Origin of the sequence: Kordiimonas sp. SCSIO 12603 (genome assembly GCF_024398035.1) — a bacterium.
In the GTDB taxonomy this organism is placed as follows: Bacteria; Pseudomonadota; Alphaproteobacteria; order Sphingomonadales; family Kordiimonadaceae; genus Kordiimonas.
This window is the reverse complement of record NZ_CP073748.1, coordinates 1,983,031-2,003,044: the sequence shown is the minus strand read 5'-3', so window position 1 is coordinate 2,003,044 and position 20,014 is coordinate 1,983,031. Positions and strand designations below refer to the sequence as shown.

At 47.7% G+C, this 20,014-nt stretch carries 18 protein-coding genes; 13 read left to right on the top strand and 5 right to left on the bottom strand.

All coding sequences use genetic code 11. The features are described from left to right. Window positions 1-20 precede the first annotated feature (20 nt). Window positions 21-539 (top strand): glycine zipper 2TM domain-containing protein, encoded by a 519-nt coding sequence (locus KFE96_RS09190; protein WP_255832331.1) that lies wholly within the window; start codon window positions 21-23, stop codon window positions 537-539. Between the two features lie 94 nt (window positions 540-633). Next, window positions 634-1,833, top strand: a complete 1,200-nt coding sequence (nhaA, locus tag KFE96_RS09185; RefSeq protein ID WP_255832330.1) for a Na+/H+ antiporter NhaA — start codon at window positions 634-636, stop codon at window positions 1,831-1,833. Between the two features lie 32 nt (window positions 1,834-1,865). Here nhaA and KFE96_RS09180 read toward each other — a convergent pair whose 3' ends face one another. From KFE96_RS09180 to gatC, 5 genes are all read right to left on the bottom strand, one after another. Further along, a complete protein-coding gene (locus tag KFE96_RS09180; protein WP_255832329.1) occupies window positions 1,866-3,212 on the bottom strand; it encodes a glycine zipper 2TM domain-containing protein in 1,347 nt (448 codons plus the stop codon). 60 nt (window positions 3,213-3,272) lie between these two features. Further along, entirely contained in the window at window positions 3,273-3,740 is a 468-nt protein-coding gene (locus KFE96_RS09175; RefSeq protein ID WP_255832328.1) for a hypothetical protein, read from the bottom strand. Between the two features lie 109 nt (window positions 3,741-3,849). Then, the gene (gatB, locus tag KFE96_RS09170) at window positions 3,850-5,334 is read right to left on the bottom strand and encodes an Asp-tRNA(Asn)/Glu-tRNA(Gln) amidotransferase subunit GatB (protein ID WP_255832327.1); all 1,485 of its coding nucleotides are present in this window, start codon (window positions 5,332-5,334) and stop codon (window positions 3,850-3,852) included. 5 nt (window positions 5,335-5,339) lie between these two features. Then, window positions 5,340-6,815, bottom strand: a complete 1,476-nt coding sequence (gatA, locus tag KFE96_RS09165) for an Asp-tRNA(Asn)/Glu-tRNA(Gln) amidotransferase subunit GatA (protein WP_255832326.1) — start codon at window positions 6,813-6,815, stop codon at window positions 5,340-5,342. Between the two features lie 10 nt (window positions 6,816-6,825). After that, on the bottom strand, window positions 6,826-7,116 hold the full coding sequence (gatC, locus tag KFE96_RS09160) for an Asp-tRNA(Asn)/Glu-tRNA(Gln) amidotransferase subunit GatC (protein ID WP_247018209.1): 291 nt from the start codon (window positions 7,114-7,116) through the stop codon (window positions 6,826-6,828). 93 nt (window positions 7,117-7,209) lie between these two features. Between gatC and KFE96_RS09155 the strand changes: the two genes are divergently transcribed. The 11 genes from KFE96_RS09155 (at window position 7,210) to rnr (ending at window position 20,007) form a co-directional block, all read left to right on the top strand. Beyond that, window positions 7,210-7,725 (top strand): GNAT family N-acetyltransferase, encoded by a 516-nt coding sequence (locus KFE96_RS09155; RefSeq protein WP_255832325.1) that lies wholly within the window; start codon window positions 7,210-7,212, stop codon window positions 7,723-7,725. A gap of 27 nt (window positions 7,726-7,752) precedes the next feature. Continuing rightward, the gene (locus tag KFE96_RS09150; RefSeq protein ID WP_255832324.1) at window positions 7,753-8,910 is read left to right on the top strand and encodes a DUF3089 domain-containing protein; all 1,158 of its coding nucleotides are present in this window, start codon (window positions 7,753-7,755) and stop codon (window positions 8,908-8,910) included. Between the two features lie 10 nt (window positions 8,911-8,920). Next, window positions 8,921-9,379, top strand: a complete 459-nt coding sequence (gene ruvX / locus KFE96_RS09145) for a Holliday junction resolvase RuvX (protein WP_255832323.1) — start codon at window positions 8,921-8,923, stop codon at window positions 9,377-9,379. After that, complete coding sequence (locus KFE96_RS09140) at window positions 9,376-9,723, top strand: helix-turn-helix domain-containing protein (RefSeq protein ID WP_255832322.1); 348 nt, start codon at window positions 9,376-9,378, stop codon at window positions 9,721-9,723. Before ruvX ends, KFE96_RS09140 begins: the two co-directional genes overlap by 4 nt. A 124-nt stretch (window positions 9,724-9,847) precedes the next feature. Beyond that, entirely contained in the window at window positions 9,848-10,924 is a 1,077-nt protein-coding gene (locus KFE96_RS09135) for a PDZ domain-containing protein (protein ID WP_255832321.1), read from the top strand. A 100-nt stretch (window positions 10,925-11,024) separates the two neighbouring features. Continuing rightward, window positions 11,025-12,002: an aspartate carbamoyltransferase catalytic subunit gene (locus KFE96_RS09130; RefSeq protein WP_370650578.1), complete on the top strand. Its 978-nt coding sequence runs from the start codon at window positions 11,025-11,027 to the stop codon at window positions 12,000-12,002. A 1-nt stretch (window position 12,003) separates the two neighbouring features. Further along, window positions 12,004-13,248 (top strand): dihydroorotase, encoded by a 1,245-nt coding sequence (gene pyrC, locus KFE96_RS09125; protein WP_255832319.1) that lies wholly within the window; start codon window positions 12,004-12,006, stop codon window positions 13,246-13,248. A 4-nt stretch (window positions 13,249-13,252) separates the two neighbouring features. Then, complete coding sequence (gene plsY / locus KFE96_RS09120; protein ID WP_255832318.1) at window positions 13,253-13,843, top strand: glycerol-3-phosphate 1-O-acyltransferase PlsY; 591 nt, start codon at window positions 13,253-13,255, stop codon at window positions 13,841-13,843. Between the two features lie 64 nt (window positions 13,844-13,907). Continuing rightward, on the top strand, window positions 13,908-15,020 hold the full coding sequence (dprA, locus tag KFE96_RS09115; protein ID WP_255832317.1) for a DNA-processing protein DprA: 1,113 nt from the start codon (window positions 13,908-13,910) through the stop codon (window positions 15,018-15,020). Window positions 15,021-15,115: 95 nt separating this feature from the next. Continuing rightward, the gene (topA, locus tag KFE96_RS09110) at window positions 15,116-17,695 is read left to right on the top strand and encodes a type I DNA topoisomerase (RefSeq protein WP_255832316.1); all 2,580 of its coding nucleotides are present in this window, start codon (window positions 15,116-15,118) and stop codon (window positions 17,693-17,695) included. A gap of 38 nt (window positions 17,696-17,733) precedes the next feature. Next, a complete protein-coding gene (rnr, locus tag KFE96_RS09105; protein WP_255832315.1) occupies window positions 17,734-20,007 on the top strand; it encodes a ribonuclease R in 2,274 nt (757 codons plus the stop codon). Window positions 20,008-20,014 lie beyond the last annotated feature (7 nt).

The following is a 20,014-nucleotide window of genomic DNA, read 5'->3' as shown; positions in this document are numbered from 1 at the left end:
AGCAGCACAGGACACAAACAATGAAAAAAACAGCCAAACTTGCTTTAGCCCTGCCTCTCGCTCTTGCTGTAGCAGCATGTGGCCCGAGCTATTCCTCTAACAGCTACGACGGCAGCGCTGTTGGTGAAGTTCGCCGTGTAGAACGTGGCACAATTGAGAGCTACCGTTTTGTTAAAATTGAAAATAATGACAGCGGCGTAGGTACACTTGCTGGTGCCGGAGTTGGTGCTGCTGCTGGTTCAACTGTTGGTGACGGTGCTGGTGGTGTAATTGGCGCAATCGGTGGCGCACTTATTGGTGGCCTAATCGGTAACAGCATTGAAAAATCCGCGAGTGATAGACGCGGTTTTGAATACATCATTCTTACCGAAAGTGGAAACCGTGTAACTCTGGTGCAGGTTGATGATCAACCTTTCCCTGCTGGTACACCTGTAAACATTCTGTTCAGTGGTTCAAGAAGCCGGATTATCTTTGATCCAAACGGTGCGCAACACACCTACAATGACCGGCAAGATAACGAGCCAAACGATAATTACTGATAGACAACGGCTATAGAAAAATCGGTTTTTCTATAGCTTTTATATATCAACATATGTTTCCATATCATAGTTGGGCACTGTGATAGGAAACATTATGCACCAGACAGCTTCTAACTATTTCAAACAATTCATTCAGCAGGAAGCCGCCGGTGGTATCTTGCTCATCATAGCAGCACTATTGGCAATTATTCTCGCCAATAGCCCTTTCGCTTCATTCTACAGCCTTCTTATTGATATACCTGTTGAAGTCCGTGTAGGTGCGCTTGAAATAGCTAAACCTCTTCTCTTGTGGGTAAATGATGGCCTGATGGCAATTTTCTTCCTGCTTGTTGGGCTGGAGCTGAAACGAGAACTCCTTATCGGAGAACTTTCCAAACCAGGTTCCATCACACTTCCTGGCATAGGTGCTGTGGGCGGCATGCTTATACCAGCTACTATCTATATCTGGTTTAATATGGATGATCCGATAGCCCTTAAAGGCTGGGCTATTCCAGCTGCAACAGATATAGCGTTCGCACTTGGAATTTTATCTCTGCTTGGCAACCGAGTACCCGTTACCATCAAAATATTCCTAACCTCACTCGCTATCTTTGATGATATTGGCGCCATTCTCATTATCGCTCTGTTTTATACCAGTCAGATATCAATGGCTGCGCTGCTGATTGCTGCTGTTTGTACGCTTGGGTTATTTATGTTGAACCGAATGCAAGTATGTGAACGCAGTGTCTATTTTTTCCTTGGCGCTGTTATGTGGATTGCTCTTTTGAAATCTGGCGTCCATGCAACGCTGGCAGGTGTGCTTCTCGCGGTGTTTATTCCGATGAAACATAAAAACGACGATATGCCCTCTCCTCTTATAAGCCTGGAGCATGATCTTCACTCTGTTGTGGCCTTTATCATCCTCCCAGTTTTTGCCTTCTGTAACGCCGGGATAAATCTTTCTGGCGTTGGTATTGCTGATATCAAACATGCCATGCCGCTGGGTATCATCCTTGGCCTGTTTATTGGAAAGCAAATCGGGATATTCGGTCTATGCTGGCTGAGTATCAAACTTAAACTTGCTGAACTACCAAAAGGCATGAACTGGAGCACACTTTGGGGGACATCAATCCTGTGCGGTATTGGTTTCACCATGAGCCTTTTTATTGGTTCACTGGCCTTTGAAGAAACAGGTGTGAACAAGTTATTTGATGAAAGGCTTGGTATTTTAATTGGGTCACTTTTGGCTGGCGTCACAGGGTATATAGTCCTGCACTTCAATCTTCCACACACCAAAGAAAAAGGCGGCTCATAAGCCGCCTTGTTATTCTACAGGTGATAGGCCTTCTAATCTTTAGCCCATTTTACACACTCATACCCACCATCAACGGGTTCATAGCGCATACATGACCGAGCTTTACTTGGTGGCACATATGCTTCACGCTCATATCGGTGACGACCATCATAATCATAATCGTCGTCATCATCAGCGATCGCGGCTCCGGCTACTGCACCAGCGATAGCGCCAATTACAGCCCCTGTTGTTTTATTACGACCACCATCAATTTCTGCACCGATGATACCGCCAACAACACCACCTAACAGCGCTCCAGCAAATTCATCACCATCTATGTCGTTATCATAGTGAGCATGTGTTGGCTCATAATAATAGCCGCTATTATAGCCCGGGCAGTATGTCCCATAGTGGTAGTGACCGTGATTATGGAACCAGCCCCAAGAAGCATGGGTATGATAGAAACCACGGTGATAAGGCCAGTCACCATAATAGTCATAGTAACGGTTGCCATACCAATAGCCATAATCGAACCGATCATAACGGCTGGCGTAATAGCCAAAGTGCCAGCTATATGGGAATACATTCACATACCAATAGTTATTGGAACGGTGTCTATAGCGGCGATCATAATAATAGTTCCGATTATAATAATATTTATTCCGCACGTGTGTTCTACGGTTATCATAATAATTCCGGTGCCTGTTATTTTCGCTATATGTACGGCGTGTATTATAGGCATTTGAACGTCGATTATGTGAAGAATACACAGTATTCGAGTGCCTGTTTACCGAACGTGTAACATGACGGTTTCCATTACGTGTTGTACGTTCAAGATGACGCTCATCCCTGCGTGCTTGTTGCGTACGGCGATTTTCATCACGGCGGGCACGTGTTTCCGCTTCATAAGGACGATAAGTTACAGAAGAGCGACGTTCATTTGATGAACTTGATCTGGAACGAGTGTATTCCTGCTCCCGCCTTCTTTCAGCTGTACGAGAACCACGAGTATTATCGGTCTGTCGTCTAACTTCTTGCCGCTCAGTTTGACGAGGACGCTCAGCCCTGTCCGGCCTTACTCTTGATGGTGCCGAAAAAGCCTCGCGGGAGTTACTACGAGTACGAGCACGACTTTCCTGCCGACTACTGCGGCTGCTGGAGCGAGTTTCTTGCCTGCTTCTACTCTGTCGCGATGCCTCGGAACGCTTTGATCTTCTTTGAGAGGCTCGGCTATCCTGTGACCGGTTACGCGAGCTTCGCGCTTGTCGTTGAGATGATTTGTTTGATCTTTCCTTAAAGGTTGGCTCTTTTCTCGAACCTCGATCACCCTCAGCCAATGCGCTACTCACAGGCATGATCATCGCTGTGGCACTTAGTAGGAGTATAGTTTTCTTCAACATATCACTCTCCTTATTATGGAGTGAAAATTACGAGAATGAACCTGAACCGGGAATGAACTGTTATTTCTTTTTATTTTTACCGTCTCGTTGAAGCCAATGGGCATTCTGTGGAATGGGATGTGACGGATTATAATAAATATCGTCACCACGCTCCCATGACTTCCTCTGCTCACGGTATTGCTCTTCATATCTGCGGTCGATCTCGAAATTATAGCCAAGACCAGCCCCTAAAAGGCCTAAACCAACAGCGCCGGGAGCACCTGCGATCCCTTCACCAAGAACCGCACCAGCGACACCGCCCAGAACACTGTTCAAGCGTTTTCTTCCTTTAACTTCCGGATATAAGGAAGGGCCGCGGGTAATAAACGGCAGATAAGCATCGCACCCATCGCCAATACACAGATTGGAGTAATCAGGTTTAACGGCCTGTTCAGCTTGTTCTTTTGTTTTTTCCTGTTCTTCCTGCTGGTCCTGAGCAACAGCCCCAATCGACCCCAGTAGCATCATTGTCATGAGTAAAGTACGCATATCTTCCTCCATTCAAAGGAAGCTTATTGATACCATTGGGCAAAATTGAGGCACAAAAAAAGCCGCTGGAATACAGCGGCTTTTTCTATTCTTTAATTTTCAGCTGAAACTAGCCATCAAGCTTTGGCTTGAGAAGCTTATTCACAACGCCCGGGTTTGCTTTACCACCAGTTGCTTTCATTACCTGACCAACAAAGAAGCCGATAAGCTTATCTTTACCGCCGCGGTATTGTTCAACCTGTCCTGGGTTGGCTGCAATCACTTCGTCGATGATCTTCTCGATCTCGCCAGTATCAGAAACCTGTTTCAGACCTTTTTCTTCAACGATTGCTTCAGCATCTTTGCCTGTTTCGAACATTACTTCGAACACATCCTTAGCAATACGGCCAGAAATTGTACCATCTTCGATAAGGGCAAGAAGATCAGCGCCTTGAGCTGCTGAAACTGGGCTTTCAGTGATAGTTTTGCTCGCTTTATTCAGCGCGCCGAACAGATCACCTGTCAGCCAGTTAGAGGCCTTAACAGCTACTTTGCCAGCATCTTTACCAGCTTTCTTCGCTAGTGCATCAACAAGCACCTCGAAGAAATCAGCTGATTCTTTTTCAGCAACCAGAACGCCAGCAGTGTAATCATTCAGGCCTAGTTCTTCCATGAAACGGTTTTTCTTAGCGTCAGGAAGCTCTGGCAAGCTCTCACGTGCTGCTTCGATGAAATCATCACCAAATTCTACTGGTAACAGATCTGGGCAAGGGAAGTAGCGGTAATCGTGCGCTTCTTCCTTCGAACGCATGGAGCGTGTTTCGCCTTTGTTCGGATCAAACAGACGTGTTTCCTGATCAACCACACCACCGCTTTCGATAATGTCTACCTGACGGCGTGCTTCAACCTCAATTGCCTGACGCACGAAACGAACAGAGTTGATGTTCTTCAATTCACAGCGTGTACCAAAAGGCTCACCATGCTTACGAACAGAAACGTTCACATCAGCACGCATGCTGCCCTGTTCCATATTACCGTCACAAGAACCAATGTAGCGAAGGATAGTGCGGATTTTAGTAACATAAGCCGCCGCTTCTTCAGGGCTGCGCATATCCGGCTTGGATACGATTTCCATCAGTGCAACACCAGAGCGGTTCAGGTCAACATATGTGAACTGAGGATGTTGATCGTGCATGGATTTACCAGCATCCTGCTCAAGGTGGATACGCTCCACACCGATCTCTTTGGTTTTACCACCTTCAAGATCAACGGTTACAACACCTTCACCAACGATTGGATGCGAGAACTGAGAAATCTGATAGCCCTGCGGCAAGTCAGCATAAAAATAGTTCTTACGATCAAACTTGGAGAATTTGTTGATCTGCGCACCAAGAGCAATACCGGAACGCACTGCCTGACGGATACATTCTTCGTTAATTGTTGGCAGCATACCCGGCATCGCAGCATCTACGAGAGACACCTGCGCGTTTGGCTCAGCACCAAATTCAGTGGATGCACCAGAAAAAAGCTTCGCGTTTGAAGTAACCTGAGCATGGATTTCGAGGCCGATTACAACTTCAAAATCATCATGAGCGCCTTGAATAATATAAGTCATAGCGCTTACCTCCACCAAACTTTAGGCTCATGGTTGAAGCTTGCCGCTTCTTCCAGAACGCCTGATACTTTTAGAACTGTTTCTTCATCCCAAGGCTTACCAAGCACTTGAAGACCAAGCGGCAAACCACCTTCATCAAGACCAGCAGGAACACTTGAGCCCGGCAGCCCAGCAAGCGAAGCAGGAACCGTGAACACGTCGTTCAGATACATTGCTAGCGGATCGTCTGATTTCTCGCCCGGTGCGAATGCAGCCGACGGTGCTGTAGGTGTCAGGATCGCATCAACAGATTTGAACGCTTCTTTGAAATCGTTTGAAATCAACTGGCGAACCTTCTGAGCTTTCAGATAATAAGCATCATAGTAACCAGCTGAAAGAACGTATGTACCAATCATGATACGCCGTTTCACTTCGTCACCAAAGCCAGCCGCACGTGTTGCTTCATACATATCTTCAAGGCCGCCACCTTCAACTGTTTCGCGAAGACCGTAGCGAACACCGTCATAGCGCGCGAGATTCGAAGAAGCCTCAGCAGGCGCCACGATATAATATGTTGGCAGTGCGTATTTTGTGTGCGGCAGGCTGATATCAACAATTTCAGCGCCAGCAGCCTTAAGCCACTCAATACCTTTTTGCCACAGTGCTTCAAGCTCTGAAGACATACCGTCAAGATAATATTCTTTTGGAATACCAATCTTCATACCGCGGATATCACCCGTAAGGGCCGCTTCAAAGTTTGGTACAGCAACATCAACGCTTGTGCTGTCTTTCTTATCAAAGCCAGAGATCGCCTCAAGCATAATGGCACCATCGCGAACGTCGCGTGTGATTGTACCTGCCTGATCAAGCGAGCTTGCAAACGCAACCATACCGTAACGGCTACAGCGGCCATATGTTGGCTTAATACCGAATGTACCAGTGAAGGCAGCAGGCTGACGGATTGAACCACCCGTATCAGACGCCGTTGCACCCATTGCCGCAAAACCAGCAACCGCAGAAACGGAACCACCAGATGAACCACCCGGCACAGTATCTGTGTCACCGCGGCGCCAAGGGTTTTTCACCGGACCGTAGTAGCTTGTTTCGTTTGATGAACCCATGGCGAATTCGTCCATGTTCACCTTACCAAGCATAACCGCACCATTATCCCAAAGCTTTTGGGTTACTGTGCTTTCATACTCTGGCTTGAAACCATCAAGAATTTTTGAACACGCCTGTGTGTGCACGCCTTTTGTGGCGAACAAGTCTTTGATACCTACAGGAATACCAGCCATTGCTGGTGCATCACCCGCTTTGATCATGCTATCCGCTTTATCAGCTTGTTCAAGCGCGATTTCAGGTGTTTTCTCAATGTAGGCGTTCAGCACATCAGCTTCATCAACAGCTTTAATGTGAGCTTCTGTAAGCTCGCGTGCTGTAAGCTCGCCTTTGCGCAGCAAGTCACGCGCTTCCGCGATTTTAAGTTTATTTAAATCAGTCATCAGGCCAGCCCTACTCAATTACTTTAGGTACAGCAAAGAAGCCGAATTCTGCGCGTGGCGCATTTTTCAGAACGCTTTCCTGCTTGTCGCCGTCATTCACATCATCAGTGCGCCAACGCAGCTTTGCATCAACAACACTCGCCATTGGCTCGATGTTATCTGTATTTACTTCTTCAAGCTGCTCTACCCAACCAAGGATATTGTTAAGCTCACCCGCTAGTGGCTCCAGCTTGTCTTCTTCAATTTTGATGCGCGAAAGACGCGCAATTTTGGCAACAGTTGCCTTGTCAATGTTTGACATGGAAATTCCCTATGAGTAGTCAGGAAAAACGAATAAGATCAAGCGCGGAACTTAGCGCCAGAAACCCATTGGGGCAAGTAGGGAATCACTATAGTGGCAGCAAATATTGAAATTCGTGAAGCTAAGGCCTCTGACGCACGTGCTCTGAACGCATATATTAAGGAAATTTACGGCACTTCTGACCACTTGATCACACGACAATCAGAATTTCGAACTGGCAGCTTTAAACAGCGCTTCTGGATTTCCAAGAAAGCTCTACATCCTTCGGAAACATGCCTATTGGCTTTAAGGGATGGTAAAATCATCGGCATGCTTGATAGCTGGACAGATATGCGTGCCCGTGTAAAGCACAGTACAAGCTTCGCTATGTCTGTGAAACAAGGGCACAGAGGGAACGGCATTGGCAAAGCAATCCTCAATCATTTTATTCTTTGGGTAAAAAAACACGAAACGCTTGAGCGTATTGAACTTCACGTGCACAGTGATAATGTTGCAGCGCAACAACTTTATAAAAACCTTGGCTTTGAACTAGAAGGCACACGTCACAAAGTGCTTAGATATGAAGATGGCCGGGTAATTGACGATCATATTATGGCGCTATGGCCGTAACAAAACGGATTATGACGGGGGAAACCGATGGCTAAAACCAAACCAGCGAGTATATTCTTATTAGTTATAGCAGGGCTTGTAGTACTCACTGCAATAGCATTCATTGGCTTTTCGTGGTGGTACAACAACAACCCTCGCGCCGCACTGCAGATAGCTTTCACACCGTCCCATTCCTTCTCTGAAGACACACCTTCAACGCAGCGCGATTATACCAACGACGCATCTTGGGCAGCTTTGCCAGGCAATGGCTCAACAGCTACGTCTCTACCCCAAGGGATCACACAGATCACCATGGTACCCGAAGCTGATGTGTTTTTTGTGCATCCGACCACATACATCCTGAAGGACGCATGGAATGCGCCAGATAGCGCTGAAATGGCAAATATGCGCGTGGATAAGCGTTCGATGAAACTTCAAGCCAGCGTCTTCAATGCCGCAGGCCAGGTCTATGCACCACGTTACCGTCAAGCCAGCTTTGGTGCATTCTTTGATGATAAAGGTGAAGGCCTGAAAGCTATGATGCTTGCCTATCAGGACGTACAGGCAGCTTTCGATGAGTTTATTGCTAATCGCAACAATGATCGTCCTTTCATTTTGGCAGGACATAGTCAAGGTTCTCTGCATCTACTACATTTGCTTCAACAACGTATCAGTGGCACTGAACTTCAGAAGCGTATGATCGCAGCCTACCTAATCGGATGGCCTGTAAGTATCGAAAATGACCTTGGCGCACTGGCAGATATTAAAGCATGCGAGCGGAAAACAGAGACAGGCTGTGTAATTTCATATCAAACGTATGGACTAGGTGGAAATCCTTGGGGGCCAAACTTCTATATGGATCATACGCCCGGACTGAACTTCCTGCCACGTAAGGGCACCCAAATGCTCTGCACAAACCCGCAAGACTGGCTTATCGGTTCAAACGAAACACGCTCTGCACACCGCGGTGCAATGGTACGGAGTGATGATGCTGATGCCCCACTCGGTGCGCCAGTACCGCACTTCACAGGCACACAGTGCGGCAAAGACGGCGTTCTCTATATTGTTGATCTGCCCGGTGAAGCCTGGCAGCAATATAAGCTAGATGGTGAAAACTATCATGTTTACGACTATCACATGTTCTATATGAATCTCCGTGAAAATGCTGTAGAGCGTGCCCAAGCATGGTTAAAAGCAAACAGATAGGATTTGCTCAGTGAGCAACACAGTTTCCATTTCAGAACTCAAGGCGGGGCTTAAACCCCGTCAACGCCTTTTAGGCATGGACCCGGGCAGTAAAACAATCGGCCTCGCCCTTTCGGACCTTACTCTTACAATTGCAACACCACTTGAGATTATCCGCCGCAAACGCTTTAAGGATGATGTCGCGCGCCTTAAAGAGATTGTAGAAAAAGAGAATGTAGGCGGTTTTGTTATTGGTTGGCCTGTGAATATGGATGGCTCTCTCGGCCCTCGCTGCCAATCTGTAACCGCGTTCTCAAATAATCTCGCTGAGCATTTTGACCTACCCCAAACCCTTTGGGACGAGCGCCTTTCCACCGCTGCAGTTGAACGCACTCTTTTGGAAGCTGACAGCAGCCGTGCCCGACGCAAGGAAGTCGTTGATAAGATGGCTGCAGCATATATTCTCCAAGGAGCTTTGCACGCCCTGTGAGCAAGAAGCGAGAAAATATCCCGCTACCCGGCACCCCAGTTAGAGGATCGGACACTGGTCGCTCTATAATGGCAGCCCTTGATCTACTTGGGCGCCGCTGGACGCTTCGAATTTTATGGGAATTACAATCAGGACCTCAAGGGTTTCGGCAATTGCAGAAATCCTGCGATAACATGTCCCCGAGTGTACTGGACCGCAGACTTAAAGAACTTAAAGCTGCCCAAATTCTGGAACAAACACCTGATACCATGTGGACCATAGCGCCGTTGGGGTTAGAACTCAGCGAAAAATTGCGACCACTCAATGAGTGGTCAAAAAAATGGCAAGCACATCTGGAGAAATAACCCGCCCGAGTTAAACACCGCCTCGCTCCTAATACTCACCTTTAGTTCAATTGAGAAAGCACCTTTTTTATGAGATACTTATCTATCTTCAAAGGTGGAGTTCATGCGGCATATAATCCTATTATTGATAGCCTTTTCTCTCTCCCTTCCCCATGCCTCTGCGCAACAACCGTTAAAATCACCTATTAAATTACCCAGCATACAGTGTGGTATTTATTTTGTTTTACCTCTCAGCATCCGGTCTAAAACAACAAACACAATCGTAACGCTGAATATGCTACTGGATACAGGAGCCTATGAAAGCTTCCTTGACCCAGATTCCTTTGAACGTATTACCGGGAAAAATGTAAAAAGCCGTACATATACAAAGATATCAAAATCAAGCATCGGTGCCTTCAAGATTGGGCGCAGGTACGTCCATCTAACGGAATTTGACCCAATAGAACTGGTAATGGGAACACGCATAGACGGTATTCTTGGCTTTTCTGTATTTGAGAATACAATGCTAACCCTTGATTACACCAAAGGAGAGATTTTTGTCTCTCGCGGCCATATTCCAGCTCCTAACGGCATTGATATCTTCTCTACTTCAGGCCCGGATGACCGCCCTTGGCTCAATACACACCTCGGCGATAAAAAGCTGAAATTACTGATGGATACCGCCGCTGGAGAAATGCTTGTTTTATCTAGCTTGAAGAATGTTGACACGCATACATCAGCAGTTCCCGCCACAGTTTCGCAAGGCGTTAACGGCACAGACATTTCCCTCTCCACGAGAGCAAAAGTTAATCTCACCTTCGGAAAACATACTATCAATGAACCTGTTGTCTCCATAATTCCGGGAGAAAACATCTTCTCTGCTCAATTGATGAAAAATTACAGGCTGACTTTTGATACAAAAAACAAAAGAGTTCAGATTACAAACCCATTAGGCATCACGCCAGAAATGCCTTCACAACAAAGAAGCGGGGCTCTCATTGCACCGGTAGATGGAAAACTCCGTATTCTTGAAGTATCGCCCTCTTCCCCAGCCGCAGTCTCGGGATTACAGGCCGGTGATACGATTGAATCGATAGACGGAAAAAAACCGGAACGCAGAGGGTGTGAGCTTCACTCCATTCCCGAAAACTCTATACTCACTTTCAAGAGAAAAGATGCTGAGTTTACACACACAATGAAACGAGAAATTTTAGTGAAGTAAACTATCCAGTTTCATTTCCTTTAAATATCAAATATCGTCTCTTGCGAGCCAGTATTTTACCTTCTATAAGACGGTTTTAATGAGCACGCAAAACACCAGCATGGCATCCTACCCGCGCGCGGAAATTTCTCCGCCCTCGGGCTCACTTTTTCCGCATAAACATCTTCTTGGCATATGGGGTATGGATCCAACCTCCATCAAACATCTGCTTGATGTTGCAGAAAAATATGTTGATCAAAACAGACAAGCCAAGAAAACCACATCAACATGTGCAGGCCTTACGCAGATCAATCTGTTTTTCGAAAACTCAACACGTACATTAATGAGCTTTGAGATTGCAGGCAAACGCCTCGGTATGGATACAATCTCTATGTCCACGGGCACTTCCTCCATCAAAAAGGGAGAAACGCTTCTGGATACAGCTGCTACACTAAATGCCATGCATCCAGATGTACTTGTGATGCGCCACGCCGATAGCGGAGCTGTTAAACTCCTGTCCGAAAAAATGGATTGCGCCGTTATTAATGCCGGGGACGGACGATCGGAACATCCAACACAGGCCCTATTGGATGCGCTCACTATCCGTCGCCGCAAAGGCCAGATCCACGGCCAAACCATTGTGATCTCCGGGGATATTGCGCACAGCCGCGTTGCACGCTCAAACATCTACCTTTTAAATGCCATGGGGGCTCGTGTTCGCCTTATTGCTCCTCCGACTCTCCTCCCTGTAGATGTGGACCGTCTTGGTGTGGAAGTATATCACCGGATGGACGAAGGCCTTGAAGGGGCCGATGTAGTGATGATGCTTCGTCTACAACAAGAGCGCATGAACGGTGCTTTCCTGCCTTCGCTCAGAGAGTATTACCGCTTCTGGGGTCTTACGAAGGAAAAGCTAAGTGTTGCCAAAGATGATGTTCTGGTTATGCATCCCGGCCCAATGAACCGGGGCGTTGAAATTGCCTCCGATGTAGCAGATGATCTTGACCGTTCGGCGATTGAAGAACAGGTCGAAATGGGTGTTGCCGCTCGCATGGCGTGCCTTGATGTACTCACCCGCGGTTTGAGAGGGGATGAATAAGATGGCAACTCTCTATAAGAATGCCCGCCTTATTGATCCGTCAAACGAAACGGATGTCAAAGGCGATCTACTGGTTGAAAACGGGCTAATTGCCGAAATCGGTGAAAACATCACAACACCTGAAGGCGCAGAGATTGTGGACTGCAAAGGCCGTATTCTCAGCCCTGGTATTATTGATATGCGCTCTCACAGCGTGGATAGTGCGGCAGCTGCAGCTGGGGGTATCACCACCGTAATTCTTCAGCCTAACCAAACAACTCTGATTGATAGCGATGCAGTAGTAGAGCGTATTCGCCGCCGATCAGAAGATGGTAACAGTGTTCGCGTTTACCCAATGGGTGCGGCCACCCAAGGTATGTCTGGCGAGCAAGTAGCTGAAATCGGCCAGATGCAGGAATCTGGCGCCGTTGCATTCACCGACTGTAATAAAGCTGTGAGCAACCCACTCGTAATGCGCCGTCTACTTGAATATTCAGGATATTTTGGCGCACTAATCGTGCAGTATGCACAGGATGCCAGCCTCGCAGCAGATGGTTTTGCTCACGAAGGCGAACTTGCAACTCGTCTCGGCCTGGCTGGCATTCCAGCTGCGGCAGAAGTCATCCAGATTGAACGGGATGCTCGCCTCTCAGAACTCACAGGATCACCTGTTCACTTTGCATTGGTTTCATCTCGAGAAGGCGTAGAAGCAGTAAGACGTGCTAAAGCACAAGGGATTAAAATCACCTGTGCAACAGCACCGCACTATCTGATGCTTAACGACAACGCCCTAGAGGGTTACAGAACCTTTGCCAAGGTACTGCCACCTCTGCGAAGTGAAGAAGATAGATTAGCACTCATTGCAGGACTTGCTGATGGTACAATTGATGTGATGGTAAGCGACCATAACCCAAAGAGTGCTGATGTTAAGCGTCTACCTCTTGGTCAAGCGGCGGCCGGCATTGTCGGAGCAGAAACACTGCTCGCTCTCACGCTTTCTGTTGTTCATTCTGGCAAGGTTGAATTGATGACAGCTTTAAAAGCCCTTATCTCAACCCCTGCCCAACTCCTCAAATTGCCTTATGGCACTCTCAAGAAAGGCGCACCAGCTGATCTCATGATCTTTGATGCGGAAAAGCCTTGGCGCATTCTTTCGGAAGAATTTAAATCAGTTGCGAAGAACACACCGTTTGATACGGTGCCTGTCCAAGGCCAAGTTTGGCGCACAATTGTTGGCGGTAAAACGCTTTTTAATCAGGAAGCATAAACTTATGTCAATTGAACTCGCGATTGTTCTGGTCGGAAGTTATCTTCTGGGTTCTGTACCTTTCGGGCTTGTTTTCACTAAACTTGCTGGTCTTGGTGACATTCGTGAAATGGGGTCCGGCAATATTGGTGCAACAAACGTACTCCGCACAGGCCGGAAAGACTTAGCTCTTGCCACTCTACTTCTTGATGCAGGTAAAGGAGCTATTGCGGTGCTTCTTACCCGTTATCTAGCAGACGAATGGATGGCCGTTTATGCAGGCATGGCTGCCTTTATGGGCCACTGCTTCCCTGTTTATCTAAAGTTCAAGGGCGGTAAAGGCGTTGCAACCTTCATTGGTACTTTGCTTGCTATTTCACCAGTTATGGGGGCTGCAACTGTTGGCGCTTGGTTGCTTTCTGCACTCGTTTTCCGCATCTCATCCCTTTCAGCGCTTATCGCTGCAGTTGCCGCACCAATTATAAATTACGTTTTGGTCGGTGGTAACAGTTGGATGCCCATCGCGTTCATGACCGCGATGATCTATTACCGCCATCAGGAAAACATCGGACGTATCTTGAAAGGCGAAGAGCCAAAGATTGGTAAAAAGAAATAATCTGTATGGGTGTATATTAACACCATATATTGACAGGATTTTAAATGGGGGCCACTGTACCCCCATGTTTGTAGAAAAAGACGACATAGAGGAAAAGTTTGCCAGACTGAGACTTATTCGCTCGGATGGCATTGGCCCTGTTTCTTTCTCCAAGCTTCTTGAAGAACATGGCTCAGCACGAAAAGCTGTTAGTCATCTTTCTACCACAACCAATCGTCTACCAAAGAACTTTAAGCTCGCTTCTGAAAATCAAATAGAAGAAGAACGCCAAAGAACGCTTGATTTCAGCGCTGTCTTTATTTTTTTAGGGGAAGAAAGATACCCAGAAGCCTTGGCAGCAATACCAGATGCGCCGCCTGTACTCATTATTAAAGGGAATGAAGCTCTCCTTCATTCAACATCCGTTGGCATCGTAGGTGCTAGGAACGCCAGCGCCGCAGGGCAAAAAATAACCTCAAAAATCGCTACAGCTCTTGGTGAGCAAGGTATAACCATCACCTCTGGTCTCGCACGTGGCATCGACACTTCAGCGCACAAAGCCTCTCTTTTAACTGGCACTATCGCCTGTCTTGCTGGTGGGATAGACTTTATATATCCTCCAGAAAATACTGATTTATATACCATGGTCGCCAAGCAAGGGTTACTGGTGACCGAAATGGCGATAGGCACCGAACCTAAAGCGAGACACTTTCCCCGCCGTAACCGTATCATATCAGGGCTATCAACTGGACTTCTTGTGGTAGAGGCAGCAAAGAAATCGGGTTCGCTCATCACCGCACGGTTTGCAGCTGAACAAGGGCGTGACGTTTTCGCAGTACCCGGTTCACCGCTTGATCCTCGTGCGCAAGGGACAAATCAGCTAATTAAAGACGGTGCCATTCTCACCCAAGGCGCTGATGATATTATTCCGGAATTGGGTCCATCAATCAACGCCCCGTTGGCATTACCGAAAAGTCAGCCAAAGAGGCCATCTCAAATCCAGCAACCAGTGGCAACCGTACCTAGTGGACCGTTAGTTGAATATTTAAGTCACAGCCCTATTCATATTGATGAGATCGTTAGACTTACAGGAAGAAGTAGCAGTGATCTAATGGCTGAGTTTCTGGTACTGGAATTAAGTGGGGAAATTATTCGCCACACAGGTGGTAAATACAGCCTCGCAGCCGTGAAAAATTAATAATGTCATTGCAAAACGTGGCCCGACGAACTAGGTGAAAGCAATGATCAGGCAAAAATTTGTAGCCGAACTACAGTCATAGGATACGCGCAGACATGAATGTCGTTATTGTAGAATCGCCGTCAAAGGCTAAAACAATCAACAAATATCTTGGTAAAGATTTCAAAGTCTTAGCCAGTTTTGGTCATGTGCGTGACCTCCCTGCAAAAGATGGTTCGGTGAAGCCTGACGAAGAATTCGCAATGGATTGGGTTGTTGATAAAGACTCAAACAAGCGACTCACCGAAATTGCAAAAGCTGTTAAAGAATCTGACAAACTGTATCTCGCAACTGACCCCGACCGTGAAGGGGAAGCCATTAGCTGGCACGTGCTTGAGGTACTTGCAAAAAAACGCGCCCTTAAAAATGTTGAAGTGAAGCGTGTTGTCTTTAACGAAATCACTAAATCTGCCGTCCTGAAGGCGATTGCCGAACCGCGTGAACTGGACCAACAGCTTGTTGATGCCTACCTAGCGCGTCGCGCACTTGATTATCTTGTGGGTTTCACACTTTCACCTGTGCTGTGGCGTAAACTGCCTGGTGCTCGTTCAGCAGGTCGTGTGCAGTCAGTTGCTCTTCGCCTCGTTTGTGAGCGAGAGAATGAAATTGAAGCGTTTGTTGAACGCGAATACTGGTCCGTTGAAGCTGACCTCACTGGCGGCAGCAAAGGCTTTGGCAGCCGTCTCTTTGCGCTAAACGGTGAAAAACTTGATAAGTATGCTCTTGCAAACGAAGAAGCTGCGAAAAAGGCAGCAGCCCTTGTAGAAAACACACCACTAACTGTAGCGGGTGTTGAACGCAAGCCTGCGCGCCGTCATCCGCAACCGCCATTTACAACATCTACACTTCAGCAGGAAGCAGCTCGTAAGCTTGGTTTCCCTGCTGCAAAGACCATGCGTGTGGCCCAGAGCCTTTATGAGGGTAAATCGTTGGGTGGTGAAGTAACTGGTTTGATCACCTACATGCGTACGGACGGCGTTACTATCGCTCAGGAAGCACTGAATGCAACACGCCAACTGGTAAGTAGCCGTTACGGTGATAAGTTCCTGCCCGAAAAGCCACGTGTTTATAAAACAAAGGCGAAAAATGCGCAGGAAGCACACGAAGCTATCCGTCCTACAGATCCAATGCGCACGCCGTCTGATGTAGCTGGTGTTCTGGATGCTGATGAGAAGAAACTATATGAGCTTATCTGGCGCCGTACGGTGGCCAGCCAGATGGAAAGTGCGCAAATGGAGCGCACTACCGTTACGATCCTGAATGCTGATAAATCGGCGGAGCTACGTTCAACAGGTACTGTAATTCAGTTTGAAGGCTTCCTTTCTGTGTATCAGGAAGGTAAGGATGACGAATCTGACGAGAATGAAGCACGCCTCCCTGCTCTGAAGGAAGGCGAAGAAGTAAACCTTGATAAGGTGAACCCGAAACAGCACTTCACTGATCCTCCTCCACGTTTTACTGAGGCAAGCCTCGTTAAAAAAATGGAAGAGCTGGGCATCGGCCGTCCTTCTACTTACGCTTCAATCCTTACAGTGCTGCGTGACCGCAGTTACGTGTTCATGGACCGCAACCGTTTCGTGCCGGACGATAAAGGCCGTTTGGTTACAGCGTTCCTTGAGAAATTCTTCCAGCAGTATGTGGAATATGATTTCACAGCGGATCTTGAAGCACAGCTTGACTATGTTTCAGATGGTAAAGAGCAGTGGCAGAAAGTTCTCGAAGCTTTCTGGACGGCTTTCAAACCGAAAACAGAAGAAATTCTTGGTGTTCGCAACGCAGAGGTTATTGATGCGCTTGATGAATACTTGGGCCCAATGCTGTTTGAGAATGACGATGAAGCCCGTAAATGCCCAAGCTGTGATGATGGCCGCCTTGGCCTGAAAACAAGTCGTTTTGGCGCATTTGTAGGCTGCTCGAACTATCCGGAATGTAAGTACACACGCCAATTCGGCTCTAAGAATGCCGAAGGTGAAGAAGGCGGCACACCAGAGAACAAAGTACTGGGTATCGATCCTGAAACCGGTGGTGAAATCGAAGTGAAAGTTGGCCGTTTTGGCCCCTATATCGAGGTTGGCAGCGACGTTGAGGGTGAAAAACCAAAACGTGCCAGCATTCCGAAAGATATGGATGCAGGCCTTGTAGACTTGGAAAAAGCTTTACAGCTTTTATCCCTTCCTCGCGAAGTGGGGGCGCACCCGGAAACTGGTAAGCCTATCACCAGTGCCATTGGCCGTTACGGCCCGTATGTTGCACATGACGGCACCTATGCAAAGCTTGAAAGCAGCGAGGACGTGTTCACCGTCGGCCTAAACCGCGCGGTCACACTTATCGCTGAAACAGCGGCGAAAAAAGGTGGCTCTAAAACAGTTCTGAAAGAACTTGGTGAGCACCCTGAGGAAGAAGGCCCAGTACGCGTTCTTGATGGTCGTTACGGCCCATATGTGAACCACAAGCGTGTGAATGCAACGCTGCCCAAAGATACTGATCCACAGTCTGTAACTCTTGAGCAAGCTCTTGAATGGTTAGCCGCGAAAGCTGCTAAAAAACCAGCGAAGAAAAAAGCTGCTGCCAAGAAAAAGACTACGACAAAGAAAACAACAGCTAAGAAAGCTGCCCCGAAGAAGAAAGCGTCATAAGGCGCTTTCATACCGGGTTATAAAGAAAGAGACCTTAATTGGCTAAAGACCGTACGGGAGAGTTCCCGACAAAAGCACAACTGATTGACTTCATCAAAGGCTATGAAGGCAAGGTTACAAAGCGCGAGGTTGCTCGCGCTTTTGGCATTAGAGGCCAGGAAAAAATTATGCTGAAGCAAGTTCTGAGAGAACTTGTTGAAGAAGGCCATATTGCCAAGGATACACAGCGTGCCCTACGGCCTGCAAATCGCTTACCAGGCGTACAGGTTATTGAATTCGCGGGCCTTGATAAGCATGGCGATCCGCTCGGCAAGCTAGAAAACTACCAAGGTGATGGCCCTCCTCCCACTATCTATATTCAGGAAGGTCGACGTAAAAAGACACCTGCTATGGGTAAAGGCGACCGCGCCCTTGTTCACCTTATACCTGTGAAAGATGATCCACCAATTTACCGCGCCAAAGTAATTAAAACGCTACGCGCAGCTCCTTCTGGCATCCTCGGTGTATTCAAAGGGAATGAAAATGGTGGTCGAATTCACCCGGTAAACAAGAAAGACCGTGATGAATATTGGGTGGACCGCGAAGATACTCGTGGCGCTGCAGACGGTGAACTTGTAACCGCTGAATTCATCAGAAGCGGTAACCGCCGCAAGCTAGGCCCTCGCCGTGCGCGCATTAAAGAACGTTTAGGTGATGTAGCTGCTGCAAAATCCATTAGCATGATCGCTATTCATGCCCACGATATTCCGTATGAATTTCCGCAGCATGTAACAAAAGCGGCTGACCGAGCAAAACCTGTTGACCTTGGCAACCGTACAGATCTGCGAAACGTACCACTTATCACAATTGACCCCGCTGATGCCCGAGATCATGACGATGCCATCTGGGCGGAGGAAGACCCTGATCCAGCAAACCCGGGAGGCTGGCATGCAATCGTAGCAATCGCTGACGTTGCCCATTATGTGCAGCCTGATAGCCCACTGGATAAAGAAGCGCTTCGCCGTGGTAACAGCTGTTATTTCCCGGATCGTGTGGTCCCCATGCTACCTGAAGTACTTTCAGCTGGCCTTTGTAGCCTACAGCCGAGTAAAGAACGCGCCTGTATGGCCGTTCATATGTGGTTCGACAAAAACGGTAAGAAACTTCGCCACCAGTTTGTACGTGGATTGATGAAAAGCCATGCCAACATTAATTACCAGCAAGCACAGCGTGCGCTTGACGGCATGCCTGATGAAATGACTGAGCCGTTGCTGGAGCCCGTACTGAAACCGCTCTACGGTACTTTCAAAGCCCTTATGAGCGCACGCGAAAAACGCGATCCGCTTGAGCTTGATATGCCTGAGCGCCGTATCCAACTGGATGATTTAGGACAGGTAAAAGGTATTGCGCTTAGAGAACGGCTCGACACCCACCGCCTAGTGGAAGAATTCATGGTAACAGCCAATGTATGTGCGGCTGAAACCCTTGAAGATAAAAACGTTCCAGCCATGTACCGCGTGCATGAAGAACCATCAATGGATAAGCTTGATAGCCTGCGGGAGTTCCTTGCATCGCTGAAGATGAAGCTCGCCAAGGGTGCAGTGATGATGCCGCGTCTGTTTAACGGCATTCTTAATCAAGTAAAAGATGGACCGTATGAGCAGATGGTGAACCAAGTAGTACTCAGAAGCCAGACACAGGCTTACTATAGTACTGAGAACCTTGGGCACTTTGGTCTTGCTCTTAGGCGCTATGCGCACTTCACCTCTCCCATCAGGCGGTATTCAGATCTGATCGTGCACCGTGGGCTCGTGAAAGCCCTTAAACTGGGCGATGACGGCCTTACAGAACGTGAGATGCTGGATATGGGATCGATCGGTGAGCAGATTTCCGGCACTGAACGACGAGCTATGGCAGCTGAACGCGATTCGACTGACCGTTATATGGCTTCATACCTTTCTGATCATATTGGTGATGAATTCATTGGCCGTGTGACAGGTGTAACTCGCTTTGGTCTGTTCGTAGAACTAGAGCCTTCTGGCGGTGATGGCCTGATTCCGATTTCCGAGATTGGAAACGATTATTACGTACTTGATGAAGATCAACACAAATTGGTTGGTGAACGTTACGGGCAAGAATTCAAACTCGGTGACAAACTGGACGTACGCCTTACTGAAGCAAACCAGTTCACCGGCGGTTTAAAACTTGAGCTAGTAACGGAAGGCGATGCGGGATCTGTATCCGGCAAACCACGCCGTAACAGTAAAGAACGCATCAAAAACCAAAAAAGGCGCCACAGCCGTAGCCGCAACGCCTCTAAAAAGAAGAAATAGAATATTC